This is a genomic window from Litorisediminivivens sp. KMU-197, assembly GCF_056858395.1.
Genome location: NZ_JBXEQG010000001.1, coordinates 420979 through 438537, shown reverse-complemented (window position 1 = coordinate 438537; position 17559 = coordinate 420979). Strand labels below are relative to the sequence as shown.

The 17559-nt window shown below is 63.7% G+C and carries 13 protein-coding genes; 5 read left to right on the top strand and 8 right to left on the bottom strand.

The annotated features are described in order from the left end of the window. Positions 1–183 precede the first annotated feature (183 nt). Positions 184–2700, bottom strand: coding sequence for a penicillin-binding protein 1A (locus AC04PT_RS02125; protein ID WP_482871840.1), 2517 nt, complete (start codon positions 2698–2700; stop codon positions 184–186). Positions 2701–2934: 234 nt separating this feature from the next. Between AC04PT_RS02125 and AC04PT_RS02120 the strand changes: the two genes are divergently transcribed. Then, a complete protein-coding gene (locus AC04PT_RS02120) occupies positions 2935–4317 on the top strand; it encodes a glycosyltransferase family A protein (protein WP_482871839.1) in 1383 nt (460 codons plus the stop codon). Here AC04PT_RS02120 and AC04PT_RS02115 read toward each other — a convergent pair. The 3 genes from AC04PT_RS02115 to AC04PT_RS02105 form a co-directional block, all read right to left on the bottom strand. Then, positions 4302–4835 carry a polysaccharide biosynthesis C-terminal domain-containing protein gene (locus AC04PT_RS02115; RefSeq protein WP_482871838.1) on the bottom strand — a complete coding sequence of 178 codons (534 nt, stop codon included), beginning with the start codon at positions 4833–4835 and terminating at the stop codon, positions 4302–4304. The two genes, AC04PT_RS02120 and AC04PT_RS02115, sit on opposite strands and share 16 nt — an antisense overlap. 133 nt (positions 4836–4968) lie before the next feature. Beyond that, positions 4969–6213, bottom strand: coding sequence for an N-acetylmuramoyl-L-alanine amidase (locus tag AC04PT_RS02110; RefSeq protein WP_482871837.1), 1245 nt, complete (start codon positions 6211–6213; stop codon positions 4969–4971). Between the two features lie 204 nt (positions 6214–6417). Beyond that, entirely contained in the window at positions 6418–7566 is a 1149-nt protein-coding gene (locus AC04PT_RS02105) for a pyridoxal phosphate-dependent aminotransferase (protein ID WP_482871836.1), read from the bottom strand. A 62-nt stretch (positions 7567–7628) separates the two neighbouring features. Here AC04PT_RS02105 and AC04PT_RS02100 point away from each other — a divergent pair, with 62 nt between their 5' ends. After that, entirely contained in the window at positions 7629–8939 is a 1311-nt protein-coding gene (locus AC04PT_RS02100) for a M48 family metalloprotease (RefSeq protein ID WP_482871835.1), read from the top strand. Between the two features lie 24 nt (positions 8940–8963). Beyond that, on the top strand, positions 8964–9719 hold the full coding sequence (locus tag AC04PT_RS02095) for a DsbA family protein (protein WP_482871834.1): 756 nt from the start codon (positions 8964–8966) through the stop codon (positions 9717–9719). Between the two features lie 37 nt (positions 9720–9756). Here AC04PT_RS02095 and ispG read toward each other — a convergent pair whose 3' ends face one another. The 3 genes from ispG to hemA form a co-directional block, all read right to left on the bottom strand. Continuing rightward, complete coding sequence (gene ispG, locus AC04PT_RS02090) at positions 9757–10881, bottom strand: flavodoxin-dependent (E)-4-hydroxy-3-methylbut-2-enyl-diphosphate synthase (RefSeq protein WP_482871832.1); 1125 nt, start codon at positions 10879–10881, stop codon at positions 9757–9759. A gap of 77 nt (positions 10882–10958) precedes the next feature. Then, positions 10959–12239, bottom strand: a complete 1281-nt coding sequence (locus AC04PT_RS02085) for a helix-turn-helix domain-containing protein (protein ID WP_482871830.1) — start codon at positions 12237–12239, stop codon at positions 10959–10961. A gap of 127 nt (positions 12240–12366) precedes the next feature. Next, positions 12367–13590 (bottom strand): 5-aminolevulinate synthase, encoded by a 1224-nt coding sequence (hemA, locus tag AC04PT_RS02080; RefSeq protein ID WP_482872431.1) that lies wholly within the window; start codon positions 13588–13590, stop codon positions 12367–12369. 225 nt (positions 13591–13815) lie between these two features. Here hemA and AC04PT_RS02075 point away from each other — a divergent pair, with 225 nt between their 5' ends. Together AC04PT_RS02075 and AC04PT_RS02070 are read left to right on the top strand one after the other, a co-directional pair. After that, positions 13816–15195, top strand: coding sequence for a M20/M25/M40 family metallo-hydrolase (locus tag AC04PT_RS02075; RefSeq protein ID WP_482871829.1), 1380 nt, complete (start codon positions 13816–13818; stop codon positions 15193–15195). Positions 15196–15240: 45 nt separating this feature from the next. Then, entirely contained in the window at positions 15241–16569 is a 1329-nt protein-coding gene (locus tag AC04PT_RS02070) for a hypothetical protein (RefSeq protein WP_482871828.1), read from the top strand. Positions 16570–16657: 88 nt separating this feature from the next. Here the strand turns inward: AC04PT_RS02070 and AC04PT_RS02065 are convergent, their stop codons facing one another. After that, a complete protein-coding gene (locus AC04PT_RS02065) occupies positions 16658–17530 on the bottom strand; it encodes a glycosyltransferase family 2 protein (protein WP_482871827.1) in 873 nt (290 codons plus the stop codon). Positions 17531–17559 lie beyond the last annotated feature (29 nt).

Here is a 17559-nt window from a genome sequence, read left to right as displayed (position 1 = left end):
ACAAGCCACCCGATCCATCAATGGATCGGTCCTGATCCCTCAACGGATCAGCGCGGCCGGCGGTCCGTCATGCCGGCCGTCCGTACCGTTTTCGCGGCGCCGGCCGGATGCCGACGCACCGCCCCGGAGCCTGACCGATCCATTGATGGATCGGCACTGATCCGTTGACGGATCAGCCCCGCATCAATAAAGCCCGCCGGACGACAGCGTCCCAAAGCTCGCCTTCGGACCAACCACCGCCTTCTTCCCGGTGGAGGTGGTCACCTGCTTCGACGCCTCGCCACTCGGTGCGATCACCTCGAAGTTCGACCCCATGGCAAACCCGCCGTCGAACATCACGCCGAACAGCGGCTCCTCGCCCTCGCGGAAACATTCGTTGACCACGTTGCCGCCCGAAGATCCATTGGCCAGCCGCGCGCCCGAGAAACGGTCGATGGGAATGAATTCGCAGGCGTCCGGCACCTTGAAGTCACCGCCGCCGTATTTGCCGATCGCCTCCGACATGAAGCGTTGGAACACCGGCCCGCAGAAACCGCCGCCCGAGGCGCTGCGTCCCAGCGACCGTGGCTGGTCGAAGCCGATGTAGCAGCCCGCCACCACGTTCGAGGTGAAGCCCACGAACCACACATCCTTGGCGTCGTTGGTGGTGCCGGTCTTGCCCGCCGTCGGAACCGGCAACTTGACGCTGCCAGATGCGGTGCCGCGTTCCACCACGCCGCGCATCATCGAGGTCAGCTGATAGGCGGTCACCGCGTCCATCACCCGGCTGCGGTCCGACACGATGCGCGGCCCGCGCGTTGGCGCGATGGCGGGATCGTCGCAGTCGGTACATTCGCGGGCGTCGTGGCGATAGACCGTCTTGCCATACCGGTCCTGCACCCGGTCCACCAGCGTTGGCTCGACCCGCTCACCGCCATTGGCGAACATCGCGTAGGCCGCCACCATGTTGAACAGCGTCGTCTCCTCCGACCCCAGGGCGTTTGCAAGATAGGGGCTCATCCGGTCATAGACCCCGAAGCGTTCGGCATAGGCGGCCACGGTTTCCATGCCCACCTCCTGCGCCAGCCGCACGGTCATCAGGTTTCGCGACCGTTCGATCCCGGTGCGCAGTGGCGTCGGACCGTAGAACTGGTTCGACGCGTTCTTGGGCCGCCAGACGCCCTCGGGCGTATCGATCTCGATCGGGGCGTCGACAACGATGGTGGCGGGCGTATAGCCGCTGTCCAGAGCCGCCGCGTAGACGAACGGCTTGAACGACGACCCCGGTTGCCGCAAGGCCTGCGTGGCGCGGTTGAACACCGAATGCTGGTACGAAAAGCCGCCCTGCATCGCGATCACCCGGCCGGTGTTGACGTCCATCGCCATGAAGCCGCCCTGCACGTCTGGCACTTGCCGCAGCGTCCAGCGGATGAAGGCGCCCTGACCGTTGTCGCCCTCGGTCATGCGGCGCACGTGCACCACGTCGCCAACCTTGAAGTTGTCGCGGAAGTTGCCCTTGATCCAGTCGATGTCCTTGCGCGGCACCACGTGCGGCGCGTCGGCGCCCGGATCGACACCTTCTATGCCCAGCCGCAGTTGCTGGTCCTCGACCGCCAGCACCACCGCGGGGAACCACTGGCTTTCCAGCGTCACGTCGCGGGCCACCTTCACATCGGCCAGCGCCTCCTGCCAGTTGTCCAACTGGCCCGCGTCGATGCTCTTGCCCGTGCCGCGCCACGTTCCCAGTCCACGGTCATATTGCTCCAATTGCTTTTGCAGCGCGTGGGCTGCGACCACCTGCATTTCTGGATCGATCGTGGCCCGCACCGTCAGACCGCCCGAGAAGAATTCGCCCTCGCCGAAATCCTCAGACAGCTGCCGCCGGATCTCGTCGGTGAAGTAATCGCGCGGCGGCAGCGCCGTCTTGAAGCTCTCGAAATCGCCGTTCTGGACCGACCGCAGGGGCATCGCCACCTCCTGCTCATAGACCGCTTGCGAAATAAAGCCGTTCTCTTTCATCTCGCGCAGCACGAAATCGCGACGCTCTTTCAGCCGTTCCTTGCGGCGCACCGGATGATAGTCCGACGGCGCCTTGGGCAGCGACGCCAGAAAGGCCGCTTCATGCGGTGCCAGTTCACCCAACGTCTTGTTGAAATAGGTCTGCGCAGCGGCCGCCACGCCATAAGAGTTCTGACCGAGGAAAATCTCGTTCATGTAAAGCTCGAGAATCCGGTCCTTGGGCAGGCTCTCCTCCAACCGCGTGGCGAGGATGATCTCCTTGATCTTGCGTTCGATCCGCCGGTCGCCGGACAGCAGGAAGTTCTTCATCACCTGCTGGGTGATGGTCGACGCCCCGCGCACGTTGCGCCCGCGCGATTGCACCGCTTCCACGGCCGCCGCCACGATACCGCGCGCGTCATAGCCCGAATGCTCGTAGAAGTTCTTGTCCTCGGCCGAAATGAAGGCGTTCTTCACCAGATCGGGGATCTCGTCGGCCGGCACGAAAAGCCGGCGCTCCTTGGCGAATTCGTCGATCATGCGGCCCTCGGCCGAATAAATCCGGCTGATCGTCGGCGGTTTGTACTGCGACAGCGATTCGTGGCTCGGCAGATCCCGGCCATAGACCCAGAAGATCGCCCCGATCGACAGCGCCACCGCAGCGGCCCCCATGGTCACCACCGTGAAAATGCTTCCAAAGAAGGAAAGGATGAACCTCAGCACCACGCGCTCCTGTCAGTTAGGGGGTCTATATATGCCCCTCATGGCGACCCGTCAAAACACATCATCCGTTATTCTCATCGCGTGCGGAAATCAGCGCGTCACCGACGCCGGGGGCGCGCTGCCTGCCCTGCCATCGTAACGCAACGGGCAGCATCCAGACACGCCATGCATTGCATTCGCCGGAATTATCCCATTGTTTCAGGCTGCCGCATCCAGATATTGAAGAGGTCCCGCGTGACGACATCCTCCGGCGATACGCCCTATGCCTCGATCATACTGCCGATCATCGACAGGGCGGACACGCTGAAGGTCGCGATCCCGCAAGCCTGCCGGCAGAACCGACAGGATATAGAGTTGATCATCGCCTGCTCCGGCGCCACGGGCGAGGTCCTGCGGATCGCCCGGCAGGCCGCCGACCTCGACGCGCGGGTCAGGGTGCTCGATCTGCCGCCCTCCCGCGTCAGCACCGCACAGGCCCGAGCCGTCGCCCTGCGCGAAGCGCGCTCGGACCGTATCCTGATCCTGCAAGACGATGATATCTGGCTGCCGGATCAGGTCGACGTGCTGGGCGGTATGCTTGACGACGCCGACGTCGCGATCGGGCCGAGCGTGGCGCTCGACCTTTCCGGCCGGAGCATCGCCTGGTTGTGCAACTTCGCCTCGCCGTCCTACAGGGCGCTGTTTTGCGCAGGCGCGCCGAAGATGGTGTTCGAGGCGCATTACGCCTTTCGGAAGTCCGCATACCTGCGCGCGGGCATCGATTGGGCGGGTCTCGGCGCCGGCGGTTGCTCTCGCCACCTGCTTGCCGGCATGGCCGCGGCGGGTGACGCGGTCCGCTGGGCGGTGACACCCGTGGCATCTGCGGTGTCGCTGAACTCACCGGTGCGCATGCACATGTCGCAGGCAGAGCGCGCGGCCGAAATCACGGCTCATCTTGGCAGGCTCGATGCGCCGGGCGCACAGGCGACACTGTTGCAACAGGCCTCGTTCCTGCCGGTCCTTGATATCCACCTGCGCGCGGTCCCCCCCGCCCCATCTGACGATCTCGCCAGCTATCTGTCCAGACTGGGTCTGTCTCTGCCGTGTGATACGCTGGCTGGTGAGGGCCTTGCAGCGCTTCCCGTCACGCCGGATCAGGCCACTGACCTGCACCGGCTGTTCGACCTGTTTAAGGGCCGCAAGGTGGCACGCGAGGCACTGGTGCCGATGATCGCCGATCTGATGGTGCCCTTCGCCGGGCGCGAGCCGAGGCTGGCCCTGATACAGGGCGTCCTGCCAGACATCTACGGCGCCGAAGAGCGTCTGGTCCTGATCGACGCGGCAGCCGAGCGCGAGACGGACGCCTATCGCGGGGCGCTTCTGGCCATTGCACGCGCCAGTGCCTGCCTTGACATGGGACAGCCCGGCCAGGCCATCGCTGCATGGCGCAGGGCCGAAGACACGAACCGCGCCGCCGCAGGCTCCGCCACGCTTCTGGGCGCGCGCATCGCCGTGGCCGAAGGCGACCCCGATCGCGCAGCCGAAGACCTCGCTGCAACCATCGCACGGGGGCAAGGCCATGCCGGCCACAGCAAACTTCTCAGCCGATTGCGGGCCTCGGCTCAGTCAAAGCTGTAAGGTATGCCGGGATGGTCGGGCGGCAAACGCAACTTGTCGGGCGACTGCGGATCGTAGATCCTGGTCGGCAAGTTGGTGAAGCCGGCCGGTTCGGTCCCGACGTTCTTGAGCCCGTGCACCACCAGCGGCGGCACGGTCACAACGCAGCGCTGCGCCTCGCCGACGTTCAGAACGTTCAGCAACCCGTAGGTGGGGCTCTCGGGTCTAATATCGTAGAGAACAAGCCGCAGCTCGCCTTCCGTGTAAGCCAGCCGGTCGTACTGAAGCTTGTGATAGATCCAGGCCCGGACCGACCCCGGGGCAGCCGTCACCCGATAGACATGAACGATGGGAGCTTCACCCTCCTCGCGCAGGCTCAACAGTTCAACCAGATCGCCACGATCATCGCTGAAGCATACCAAGGGCCGGATCTTGACGCCGTCGATCAACCGGTCCGGCAAGGACAGCTCAGTCTGCACGGGAATGCTTCCCAGCTTCTCGTCCTTGCGGAATTCATCAAGAGACACGTTCTTCGTCATGATGGCGCCTGATCTCCCACCTATTTGGATACTGTCCTAGCCCCATACCTATCCCAGCGCACGACCGAATGGAATGACCCGCCTGCAACCCCGGAACCGGTGTCGCCTGCCAGAAGCTCCCGTGATGTCCCGGCTACTTCCGGCGAAGCGGCGCCACCGAGGCATCCGCCATCGCCCAGGCCAGCACCCCGTCGCGAATGCCCCGTGCCATGGTCGCCCGCCACTCCGGGTCCTGCAGGTCCTCAAGATCGCGGTCCGTGGATAGGAACCCCACCTCGATCAGCACGCTGGGGATATCCGCCGCCTTCAGCACCGAAAAACCGGCTTCGCGCAGGGGCCGCTTGTGTATCTGGCCCACCTCGGTCTCGATCCCCTTTGCCATCGCCTTTGCCAGCATGATCGAGCGCGGCCCGTTGTCATGTCGGGCCAGATCCATCAGCACCTGCGCCACGACGTCGTCGGAGCCCGTCAGATCCACACCCGCCAGCAGGTCGCCCCGGTCATGGCGTTCGGCAAGCGCGGCCGAGGCTTCATCCGTCGCCGTCTCCGACAGGGTGTAGATGCTGGCCCCGTGCGCCACGCCCTCGTCCAGCGCGTCCGCGTGAAGCGAGATGAAAAGGTCTGCCCCGGCCTTGCGCGCAAGCGCAACGCGGCCCTCCAGCGACACGAAGACATCCTCTTCGCGGGTCATCACCACGTCCATGCCGCCGGCCCGCACCAGCGCTTCCTTAACGTCCCGCGCCAGTTGCAGGACAAGATCGGCCTCCCTGTAACCGGCCCGCAGCGCCCCGGGATCTATGCCGCCGTGGCCGGGATCGAGCACCACCACAAGCCGCCTGTCGTCATCTGCCGCCTCGACCCGCAGCACCGGTTCGGGCAAGATCCAGCGCGCATCCGGCGCGGCACCGGCGGACGCGTCAAAGGCCTCGCGCCCGGTGTCGCGCAGCCCGATCTGCAAGACCGCCGCCGCGGTGTCGCGGTCCACCTCAAGTGCTGCGGCGTCCAGCGCCATAGGCTCCGCCAGTTCCGCCACGAAGCGCGACCAGCCCGGCTGCAAGGCCCCGAAGCGCACCGCCCGAAAGGCCCCGGTGTCGAACGCCTCGACCGGCAGTCCGCTCCAGTCCACTTCTTGGAAGTCCAGCACCAGCCGGTCCGGCTGGGCCAGCGTATAGGCCCGCCACGGCACCCCCTGGCTCAGCGCGATCTCCAGCGCGACCCCGCCGCGCGTCTCCGACACCCCGGACGCCTGCGCGTCGACCCGCGCTCTTGCCCCGAAGTCCTGCGCCGCCGCCGGCAGCACCGAAAGCCCCAGCGCCAGCGACAGCGACAGCGACAGCCCCACGCCGCGCGCGCAGGCCCTGAAAGAGAAAATGCTCATGCCTCGTGACCCTTGTGCAATGGTCTTGCCGCGAAATTACCAGCCCTGCCGCCGCCACGCAATCGGCGCTGACGCGGATGAGAGGTCTGGCCGGAAATGTACCCTGCACTCAAAGGCAGGGCAGTCCCCGACCCGGACCGATCATCCGCGCCCGCGCCCAGGGCGCGGTCATTGCCGCTTCGTAACGAGATCCGTAGACGCAGTTCAGCCCTGCCGGGCCGCCATGAACCGCGCCAGCCGGGCCAATCCCTCGCGGATATCCTCCGTCGATCGGGCGTAGGAGAACCGCAAGGTGCCGCCGCCCCGCACCGGGTCGAAATCCAGCCCCGGCGTCACTGCGACGCCGGCACCTTCCAATATCTCGCGCGCAAAGACGCCGCTGTCCTCGGTCAGATGCGACACGTCGGCATAGACATAGAACGCCCCGTCCGGCGGCGCGATCCGGTCGAACCCGGCCTTGGGCAGCCCCTCGAGCATCAGACGCCGGTTCTCGGCATAGACCGCGAGGTTGGCCTGCAATTCCGCGTCACAGCCCATCGCCGCCAGCGCGGCCACCTGGCTGACATGCGGCGCGCAGATAAACATGTTCTGCGCCAGCCGCTCGATCTTGCGCACATGGCTTTCGGGAACCACCATCCAGCCCACCCGCCAACCGGTCATCGAGAAATACTTCGAAAACGAGTTGATCACGTAAGCCTCGTCGGTGATCTCGAGCGCCGTCACCGCCTGCGCCTCGTATTCGATACCGTGATAGATCTCGTCCGAGATGAACGCCGCCCCCTTGGCCTGACAGGCGCCGACCAAGGCTTCCATGGCTTCCCGGTCCAGCATCGTCCCGGTCGGATTGGCGGGCGAGGCCACCATCAGCCCCTGCACATCCAGATCGGCGAAATCCGCCGGCACCGGTTGCAAGCGGTTCTCTGCCTTCGTCTCCAGATCCACCGCCTCAAGCGACAGTGCCTTCAGGATCTGCCGGTAACTCGGATACCCCGGCGCGCCCACCGCCACACGGTCGCCCGCATCGAACAGCGCCGTGAAGGCCAGCAGGAAGGCGCCCGAAGACCCCGGCGTGACGATCACCCGCCCCGGATCCAGCGTCACACCGTACCAATCGGCATAAAGCCGCGCGATCCGCTCGCGCAGCGCCGGCAGGCCGAGCGCCACGGTATAGCCCATGGCATCGCCCTGCATCGCGCCGGTCACAGCGTCCAAAGCCCCTTGCGGCGCAGGGGTTCCGGGCTGGCCGACCTCCATGTGGATGATGTGGCGTCCGGCCGCCTCGGCCCTCCGCGCGGCCTCCATCACGTCCATCACAATAAAGGGATCGACCTCACCGCGCCTTGAGTCTCGCATCCATACCTCCCACACTCCGCCGGAATTTCGACGGGTTGTCCGGGATCAGAGGCGAAGGGTCAATGCAGATACTCCGAAACTTCGCGGCAGGCGTGGTGATCTGGGGGCTGACGGCGTTGCAAGCCACGGCCGCCGGACTGATCCGCGATGCGGATATCGAATACGCGCTGAACCAGTTGGCACGGCCGGTGCTGCAAGCCTCGGGCCTGCCGAACTCGACACGCATCCTTGTCATCAACGACAGTTCGCTCAACGCCTTCGTCGCCGATACCCAGCACATCTTCCTGCACTCCGGGCTGATCATGAAGCTCGAAACCGCCCGCGCGCTGCAATACGTCATTGCCCACGAAGCGGCACATATCGCCAACGGCCACCTGACCCGACGCGCCGGCAACATGCGCGCCGCGCGAACCGCGGCGGGCCTCGGCCTGGTGCTGGCCGCCGCAGCCGCGGCCTCGGGCAGTCCTAATCTCGGCGCCGGGCTGGCCCTCGGCACCTCCAGCGCCGCGCAGCGCAACTTTCTCAGCCATTCCCGCGCCGAGGAAAGCTCGGCCGACCTGACCGCCCTGCGCGTCATGACGCGCGCCGGTATCGACACCGAAGGCGCGCTCGAAGTGCACCGGATCTTCAGCGGGCAAGAGGCGCTGTCGCTCGGCCGTCAGGATCCCTACATGCTGTCGCATCCGCTCACCCGCGACCGGCAACGCGCAGCGCAGGCCTTCATTGCCGGCAATCCCGCCGCGTCCGGCAGCGACCGCACCGCCGAGTACTGGTTCGACCGCGCCCGTGGCAAACTGTCGGGGTTTCTGCGCGCTCCCGGCTGGACACTCAGGCGGGCCGGAGCCAGCGTATCGCAGGATATTGCGCTGATGCGGCAGGCCATCGCCCACCACCGTGGATCGAACCTGAAGAAAGCCTTGCAAGCCATTGACGGCGCACTTGCTTTACGTCCGAAAGATGCGCTCTACATGGAACTCAAGGGACAGATCCTGCTGGAAAGCCGGCAGTTCGGTCCCGCCGTGCAGGTCTATGCCCAGGCCGCCCGCCTCGCCCCGAACGAGCCGCTGATCCTCGGTGGGCTCGGCCGCGCGCAATTGGCCGCAGGTGACGCGAAGGGCGCGCTGCAAACCCTTGAAAAGGCGCGCAGCCGCGATTTCCGCGATCCGCGTATCCTGCGCGACCTCGCGGTGGCCAATGCCAAAACCGGCAACAACGGCATGGCTTCGCTGCTCACCGCCGAACGCTACGCGCTGCAGGGCCGGCTCAAGGACGCGACGCTGCATGCCACTCGGGCCGAGGCGCTGCTGCCGCGCGGCTCCGGCCCATGGCGCCGGGCACAGGATGTGCTTTCGGCCGCCAAATCCATACGCTAGACAACAGGAAACACAGGGAAACCCATGACACGTATTCTGACCTCCACAAGCCTTGCCGCGGCGCTGGCCTTTGCCAGCCCTGCCCTCGCCACCGACCTGACCGCCATGACCGACGCCGAGCGCGACAGTTTCCGCGCCGAGGTCCGCGCCTACCTGATGGAAAATCCCGAGGTGATCCTCGAGGCCGTCAATGAGCTTGAGCGTCAGCAGGCCGCGGCACAGGAAGGTCAGGACGCAAGCCTGATCTCCGCCAATGCCGAGGCCATCTTCGACGACGGCGTCTCGGTGGTCAGCGGCAACCCCGACGGCGACATCACCATGGTCGAGTTCCTCGATTATCGCTGCGGATATTGCCGCAAGGCGCATGACGAGGTGCATGAGCTGATCAAGTCCGACGGCAACATCCGCTTCATCACCAAGGAATTCCCGATCCTCGGCCCCGACAGCGTCGAAAGCTCGAAATTCGTGATCGCCGTCGGCCGCGTGGCTGGTGATGAAGCCTATCTTGAGGCCAGCAACACGATGATCAAGTTCAATGGCAAGGTCGACGAAACCGCAGTGCGCAGCATCTCCGAAACGCTCGAGGTCGATGCCGACGCGGTTCTGGCCGAGATGGAAAGCGACGCGGTCGCCCAGCAGATCGCCGACACCCGTGCACTGGCGCTCAAGCTCAAGATCAACGGCACCCCGAGCTTCGTGCTGCCCAAGACGATGCTGCGGGGATACGTGCCGCTCGACGGCATGCGTCAACTGGTCGAAACGGCCCGCGCCGACAGCTGAATGCAGTAGGATGGGTGCTCAGCACCCATCCTACATCTCACTCTGCCGCCTGCGCCGCAGCCGCGTCCAGTTCCGCCGCCTTTTTCTCGACCTCTTCGACGATGTGCTCGATCATCTGGTCGTTGGACATCTTGTGGCTGGCCTTGCCCGCCAGATAGACCATTCCCGACCCGGCACCGCCGCCGGTGAACCCCACATCGGTCATCAGCGCCTCGCCCGGCCCGTTGACCACGCAACCGATGATGGACAGCGACATTGGCGTCTTGATGTGCTCCAGCCGCTGCTCGAGGGTCTCGACCGTTTTGATCACGTCGAACCCCTGCCGCGCGCAGCTCGGGCAGGAGATGATGTTCACCCCCCGGTGCCGCAGTCCCAGCGATTTCAGGATCTCGAAGCCGACCTTGACCTCTTCCACCGGATCGGCGGACAGCGACACCCGGATCGTATCGCCGATCCCCATCCACAGCAGGTTGCCCAGCCCGATGGCGGACTTGATCGTGCCCGACATCAGCCCCCCCGCCTCGGTGATGCCAAGGTGTATAGGCGCATCCGTGGCCTCGGCCAGCGCCTGATAGGCCGCCGCCGCCATGAAGACGTCCGAAGCCTTGCACGAGATCTTGAACTCGTGAAAATCGTTGTCCTGCAACACCTTGATGTGATCGAGCCCCGACTCGACCATCGCCTCCGGCGTCGGCTCGCCGTATTTCTCAAGCAGGTGCTTTTCCAGCGACCCCGCGTTCACACCGATCCGCATCGAACAGCCGTGATCGCGGGCCGCCTTGATGACTTCGCCCACCCGTTCGGGACTGCCGATGTTGCCCGGGTTGATCCGCAGGCAGGCCGCGCCGGCCTCGGCGGCCTCGATCCCGCGCTTGTAGTGGAAATGGATGTCGGCCACGATCGGCACCGGGCTCTCCCGGCAGATCTCCTTCATCGCCCGCGCCGACGCCTCGTCCGGCACCGAGACCCGCACGATATCCGCCCCGGCCTCCGCCGAGCGGATGATCTGGTCCAGCGTGCCCTTCACGTCCGTGGTGATCGTGTTGGTCATGGTCTGCACCGAAATCGGCGCATCGCCCCCCACGGCCACGTTGCCCACCATGATCTGGCGGCTCTTGCGGCGATAGATATTGCGCCACGGACGCACGTGATTGAGGCTCATGAGACAGGTTCCCGAAGCTGACGGCTTTGACCCGCAACCTAATCAGGATTGCGGGCAATGCAACGCAAGGTGACAGGTTATTCGCTGGCGGGGGCCGCGGCGGCGGGCGCAGGACCGACCCGCAGGTTCAACTCAGCCACCATCCGCTCCAGATCGGCGTCGCCGGTCGGATCGGCGGGAGCGTAGCGCTCGGTCAGGCTGGCCGCCGCCAATGCCACGTTCGAGGTCACCGCGCCGCGCGGCCCGGCCGGACCGTAGGTCTGGCCATTCACCGCGAAATAGACCGCGCCCGAAGCCCCCACGCGCAGGGTCGCGGCCTCGTCGGTCTGCGGAACGTCATAAGTATCGCCGGCGTTCATCACACCCTCGAACAGGACCGAACCGCCGGGCCCGCGTACCCGCACCCACGCCGGGCGCACCGCCACCAGCTGGACGCCAGGCTTGGCCGGTTCCAGCACCTGCGGCAGGATGTTCTCGATGGCCTCCTGCACCGGCATGTTGCCGGATGCCTCGGCGCTGACGGTGCTGATCAGGGGCGTCCGGTCGCCGCGGAAGCCCGCGAAGTTGCCCACCCGCGCCGGGTCCAGCGTCGAGATCGGCGCATCGCGCGCAATCAACACCGGCACATCCAGCGCCTGAGGGCGATACAGCCGGTCCATCGGCTCTTCCGCGGGCGGCGCAAAGACGCCAGCGGCGCGCACCTCGTCCGGATCGGCGGCCAGTTCCTCGGGCGAAAGCCGCCCGGCCCCCTCCAGCGGGTCCAACTCGGCCAACGCGATCGGCGTCTGGTCCACCGGGGTCAGCTGCACGCGTTGGATTTCCTGCAATACCGACCAGCTGCCGTATCCGATCCCCGCGATCAGCGTCAGCAGCACAATCATCGAACCGACGGCACCGGGCTCGATGCTGGAAAACACGCTTTCGCCCGCGGGCGTAAAGGGCATGTTGGGGTTCTTGAAGAGGTCGCGCTCGCTGTTGCCCTTGGCCGGGATCACGGTCCGGGGCTTGGGCCCGCCGGATGCCTCGGCAGACATGCCGTGCGCGGTGGTAAAGCCGCTTTCAGTACAGAATTTCCGGAAGGTCTCGTCCGGGTTCATGTTCAGGTAGCGCGCGTAGGACCGCACATAACCTGCAATGAAACCGGGGGTGTCAAAGGCTTCGGGATCGCAATTCTCGATGGCAGCGATGTAAGAGGCCTTGATCCGCAATTCGCGCTGCACGTCCAGCAGCGATTTGCCCATGGTGGCGCGTTCGCCCCGCATCACGTCGCCAAGTCGCAGATCGAAGTCGTCGAAGCTTTTCGGCCCGACGTCCAGATCTTCCGTGCTCGTGTCGCGCCTCAGCTTGCGCCTAATCATTCCGAACTGCCCCGTTCATCCGCTAACCTGCCCTTCCCCATCCCCATGGGGCGCAGTGCGATTCGTGCCGCCCTGCTTGTTAAGGTAACGCTAGCACAGAACAAGTCCAATTGCAGGGCAAACCGCCTCAGGCAGTCAGGTCGGCGCGATTCAGCGCACAATGCGACCAGAGGTCGTCCATCGCCTTGACCAGAGCATCCATTTCCTTCGGCCCGTGCACCGGCGACGGGGTGAACCGCAGACGCTCGGTGCCGCGCGGCACGGTGGGATAATTGATCGGCTGCACGTAGATGCCGTAGTTCTCCAGCAGCATGTCGCTGAGCTTCTTGGTGTGCACCGGATCGCCGACGATCACCGGCACGATATGGCTGCCATGGTCGATGATCGGCAACCCAAGCCCCTTCAGCCGCAGCTTGAGGATCTTGGCCTGGGTCTGATGCCGTTCGCGCAGGGTCTGATCGGTCTTCAGGTGATGCACGCTTGCCGCCGCACCTGCCGCCACAGCCGGCGGCAGCGATGTCGTGAAGATGAAGCCCGGCGCGTAAGACCTGATGGCGTCACACATCTTTGCGCTGGCCGCGATATAGCCGCCCATCACGCCATAGGCTTTGGCAAGGGTGCCGTTGATGATGTCGAGCCGGTGCATCAGCCGGTCACGCTCGGCCACGCCGCCACCGCGGGGGCCATACATGCCGACCGCATGGACCTCGTCGATATAGGTCAGCGCGCCGAATTCGTCGGCCAGATCGCAGATCGCCTCGATCGGGCCGAAGTCGCCGTCCATCGAATAGATCGATTCAAAGGCGATCAGCTTCGGCGCCGCCGGATCGTCGGCCTCCAGCAGTTCGCGCAGGTGGTCGATGTCGTTGTGCCGGAAAATCCGCTTCGCCCCGCCATTGCGACGGACGCCCTCGATCATCGACGCGTGGTTCAGCGCGTCCGAATAGATGATCAGCCCCGGAAACAGCTTCGGCAGCGTGCTCAGCGTCGCATCGTTGGCGATATAGGCGCTGGTGAACAGAAGCGCCGATTCCTTGCCGTGCAGATCAGCCATCTCGGCCTCGAGCCGCTTGTGATAGACCGTGGTGCCAGAGATGTTCCGCGTCCCGCCCGAGCCCGCGCCGGTGGCCTCGATCGCCTCGTGCATGGCCTCGCGCACCACCGGGTGCTGCCCCATGCCAAGATAATCGTTGCCACACCACACCGTGATCGGCTGCTCCGCGCCGTCGGGCTTGCGCCAGGTCGCATGCGGGAACTGGCCCTGCTTGCGCTCGATATCGATGAAGGTCCGGTAACGGCCTTCCTCGTGCAACCGGTTCAAAGCGACGTCAAGCTTCGCGGTATAATCCACAGTGTTGGCCACTGGGGCACCTCCGTTTTGCGTGGGGCTCCTGCCCTGCGTTTCGAACCGACCGCGACCCGGCGATCAAATTCACGTTCATGAATGCTTACAGGGCAAGGCCCCGTCTGGCAACACTCCTAAAGTCGACCCGTCACCCCGGCCTTGATCTGCATCAAGGCCACTGGACACGCCGTTTCGCTCCGTTACCCTCTGACGCGGAAAGGATACCCGCGCATGGATATCATACCCGTTCTGGACCGAATCGACCATGATCTCAATGCGGCATCCGGCCGCTTGAAGGACCTTCTTCGAATCCCGTCCATTTCCACCGACCCCGCCTATGCCGACCAGTGCAGGCAAGCCGCGGACTGGCTGGTCGCGGACCTCAGGTCCATGGGCGCCGAAGCCAGCCGACGCGACACCCCCGGCCATCCCATGGTCGTCGGCCACATCGGCGAGGGCGCGCCCCACCTGCTGTTCTACGGCCACTACGACGTGCAACCGGTCGATCCGCTGGAACTATGGCACAGCGATCCCTTCGATCCGCAAATGGAAGACACCCCTCAAGGCAAAGTGATCCGCGCGCGCGGCGCCAGTGACGACAAGGGCCAGCTCATGACCTTCGTCGAGGCCTGCCGCGCCTGGATCGCCACCCATGGCGAACTGCCCTGCAAGATCACCTTTTTTTTCGAGGGCGAGGAGGAATCCGGCTCCCCCTCCCTCATCCCTTTCATGAAGGCCAACGCCGAGGAACTCAAAGCCGACATCGCCCTGATCTGCGACACCGGCATGTTCGACGCCAAGACCCCCTCCATCGTCACCATGCTGCGCGGCCTTCTGGGCGAGGAACTCACCATCACCGGCCCCGACCGCGACCTGCATTCCGGCATGTTCGGCGGCATCGCGATGAACCCGATCCGCGTGCTGACCCGCATCCTTGCCGGTCTCCACGACGACACCGGCCGCGTCACCCTGCCCGGCTTCTACGACGGCGTGCCCGAGCTGCCCTCGGAGGTCCGCGACCAGTGGACCGCCCTCGGCGACCCCGCCGAAATGGCCCGCGACATGCTCGAAGCCGTCGGCCTCAGCCAGCCCGCGGGCGAAAACACCCGCACGGGGCTTGAGATGATCTGGTCCCGCCCCACCTGCGACGTCAACGGCATCTGGGGCGGCTACACCGGCGCCGGCTTCAAGACCGTCCTGCCCAGCCAGGCCTCCGCCAAGGTCAGCTTCCGCCTCGTCGGCCAACAGGACCCCCACGCCATCCGCGAGGCCTTCCGCGCCTACGTCCGCGACTGCCTGCCCCCCGACTGCACGGTCGACTTCCACGCCCACGGAGCCTCCCCCGCCGCCGCCATGGACACCGCCTCGCCCCTGTTCGAGGCCGCCCGCCAGGCGCTCTCCGACGAATGGCCGAACCCGGCGGTGTTCGCCGGCTGCGGAGGCTCCATCCCCATCGCGGGCTATTTCAAGGACGTGCTCGACATGCCCGCCATGCTGATCGGCTTTGCCCTGGACGACGACGCGATCCACTCGCCCAACGAGAAATACGGGCTAGAAAGTTTTCACAAGGGGATGCGGTCTTGGGTGCGGGTGTTGGGGGCTTTGACCTAGAGGACCATTGACGTCATGTTAGAATCTTTCTCAGTTCCAACTCTCTTGGAAGAAGATGTCCTAAAGATAATCAAGATGAGTGGCGGCGACTTGGCACACCCAGATGCCGATACGCGGAGAAAATTTGGTGCGGATTTTGTCCTTGGTTCTGCGGCTATCGAGTTAAAAATTCTTGACGAAGAGGGGTTATCGAAACCCAGTAGAAATAAGAGAATCTCAGATATATTTCTAGCGGATGGGAAAAATACCCCCGTAGTCGTTTTAGATCGGAGTTCTCTTTCAGAAAAAGCGAAGCGCGCCTATGATCGCGAAATCGAACGGCCTATTCAGAACGGGATAAAAAAAGCGGCAAAGCAACTAAAGCAAACCCGCCTCGAAAAACCCGAGACCGAATTATCGATCTTGATGATCATCAACAACGGCTATACCTCTATCGACCATGAGGATCTGATTAGGCTGGCACTGCATAGAGCACGTCATGACACTTCGGCAATTGACGGAATAATTGTTGGCGGATGTTATTATCACAGCGACGGATTCGACAGTTGTTTTTTGTGGCCTCTAGAATATGAGGTCATTAAACTAAAGAGTTTTCCTGAGTTTGAGGCACTTCGTTCAACTTGGAATGACTTTTCTGAACAGTATATGACGAAAATATTATTCATTGAGCAGAGTGATCCAAAGGGAAAGTTTCCTGTAAAAGACATTCAATTTGAAGTCGATGGAAGAACTTTCATCAAACCCTCCCCGCCTATGGGCGTGGAATCTCAATTCTTTCAGAGAGGGCGCCCAAGAAAGAACAGCACTGGCCTCACTACTTGCCCACCGGTTGCACTCACGTTTCCGGGACTTTCACAAGAAGAATGGAAGAAATTCGATCTTCAGCTATCGAAAAAACCGAAATGGCGCGATAGTTATACAGATTGGGTTGAAATGGAGAATGAAGCCCGGAACGAAGGGGCGATACTGCAGCCCTTCATAAGAATAAGGATTAAATTCGATGCGTGGAGACTTTGGTTGCAAGAATCATGTCGCGTACCGACGACCGACTCAGTTTTTGAGTTTGCCAACATGTTGTTCCAAGACGCAATCCAAGAACGAATTAATCTTTCCCGCGAAAAAAGGGAGCAAAGCATCTTACCAAAAAAATACGTCCTTTGCGTTACCGACGAAATTGGCCGAGATAAAGCTAATGATATTTCTCGATTGGCAATTGTTACAGAGTATTTTAATGGGAAAACGAATATTTCTCCAATAGCCGAAGACCTTCGTATCTTTCACGAGCACGCCGTCGCACTTGCGAGTGCTTACGCTGTCGCGAACGACATTGATTCTGTAATGTGGATCAAAAAATCCAAGTATGCTTGGAAGTGAAATATTTCGATCTATCCCATCAAACCGCGCGCCATTAACCCCCTGTTAACAAACCAAAAATGTTTCGCGCGCGAAACATTTGGGGGTCTCACAGGAGTCCGGAAAATCGCTCCGGCAGCACCATGATCCGGTCGTCCTCCACCCGGTCGAACTGCCAGTATCCGGTCTCCCCCCGCGCCTTCCAGCTCCGGTGCATCCCCCGCCGCACCCCGGTCAGGTCGAACGCCTCCGCCGCCCGCGCCCCGAACGCCTCGAACACCGCCCGGTCCTCCCCCCGCGCCTCCGCGAACCAGTGCCGCCCGATCGACGCCTCCTTGACTCCGGCCCCCACGGCCTCCGTCACCGCGTTGCGCCGGTTCATCGTCTCGACGTAATGCCCGAAGTCGCAGAACTTCAGATGAAACAGCAGCAGCCCCTCCGGCGTGTGCAATTTATCGGCCTGCGTAAAATGCCCCCCCCGCGCGATCTTCGCCCCCTTCGAGATAACACAAGGCTTAGAATAGTGCGGCGCCACCCGCACATGCATCCGCGGCCCCAGCACCGTCTCCCCGATCTCCTCGGTCTCGCTATCGATCCGGTGCAGCACCTCCAGCCCCACCGGCGTCAGCACCCGCCGCAAGGGCTGCTCCGCCAGCCAGTCCACCAGCGACCCGCCCTGCGCCGGGTCCAGCGCCACCAGCTCGTCCACGTCGCCGACGATCACATGATCGTAATAGCACCTCAGTCCCTGCACGATGTTGTTCAGCATCCGCCAGCGCTTCATGTCGAAGTTGGGATGCGGATCGCCCGGAATGCCGATCACGTTGCAGCCCTCGGCCAGCTGCGAAACATCCTCGCCGCGGCCGTGGTTCACCACGTAACAGTTCTCGCGCCCCAGATGCCCGCCGTAGTGGCGCAGCCACTTTTCTAGGAAGAACGCGTCGTCCCGCACCATGGTCAGCGCGGCGGCGGTATTCTGCATGTCACTTGTCCTGCTCTTGCACGGGGTTG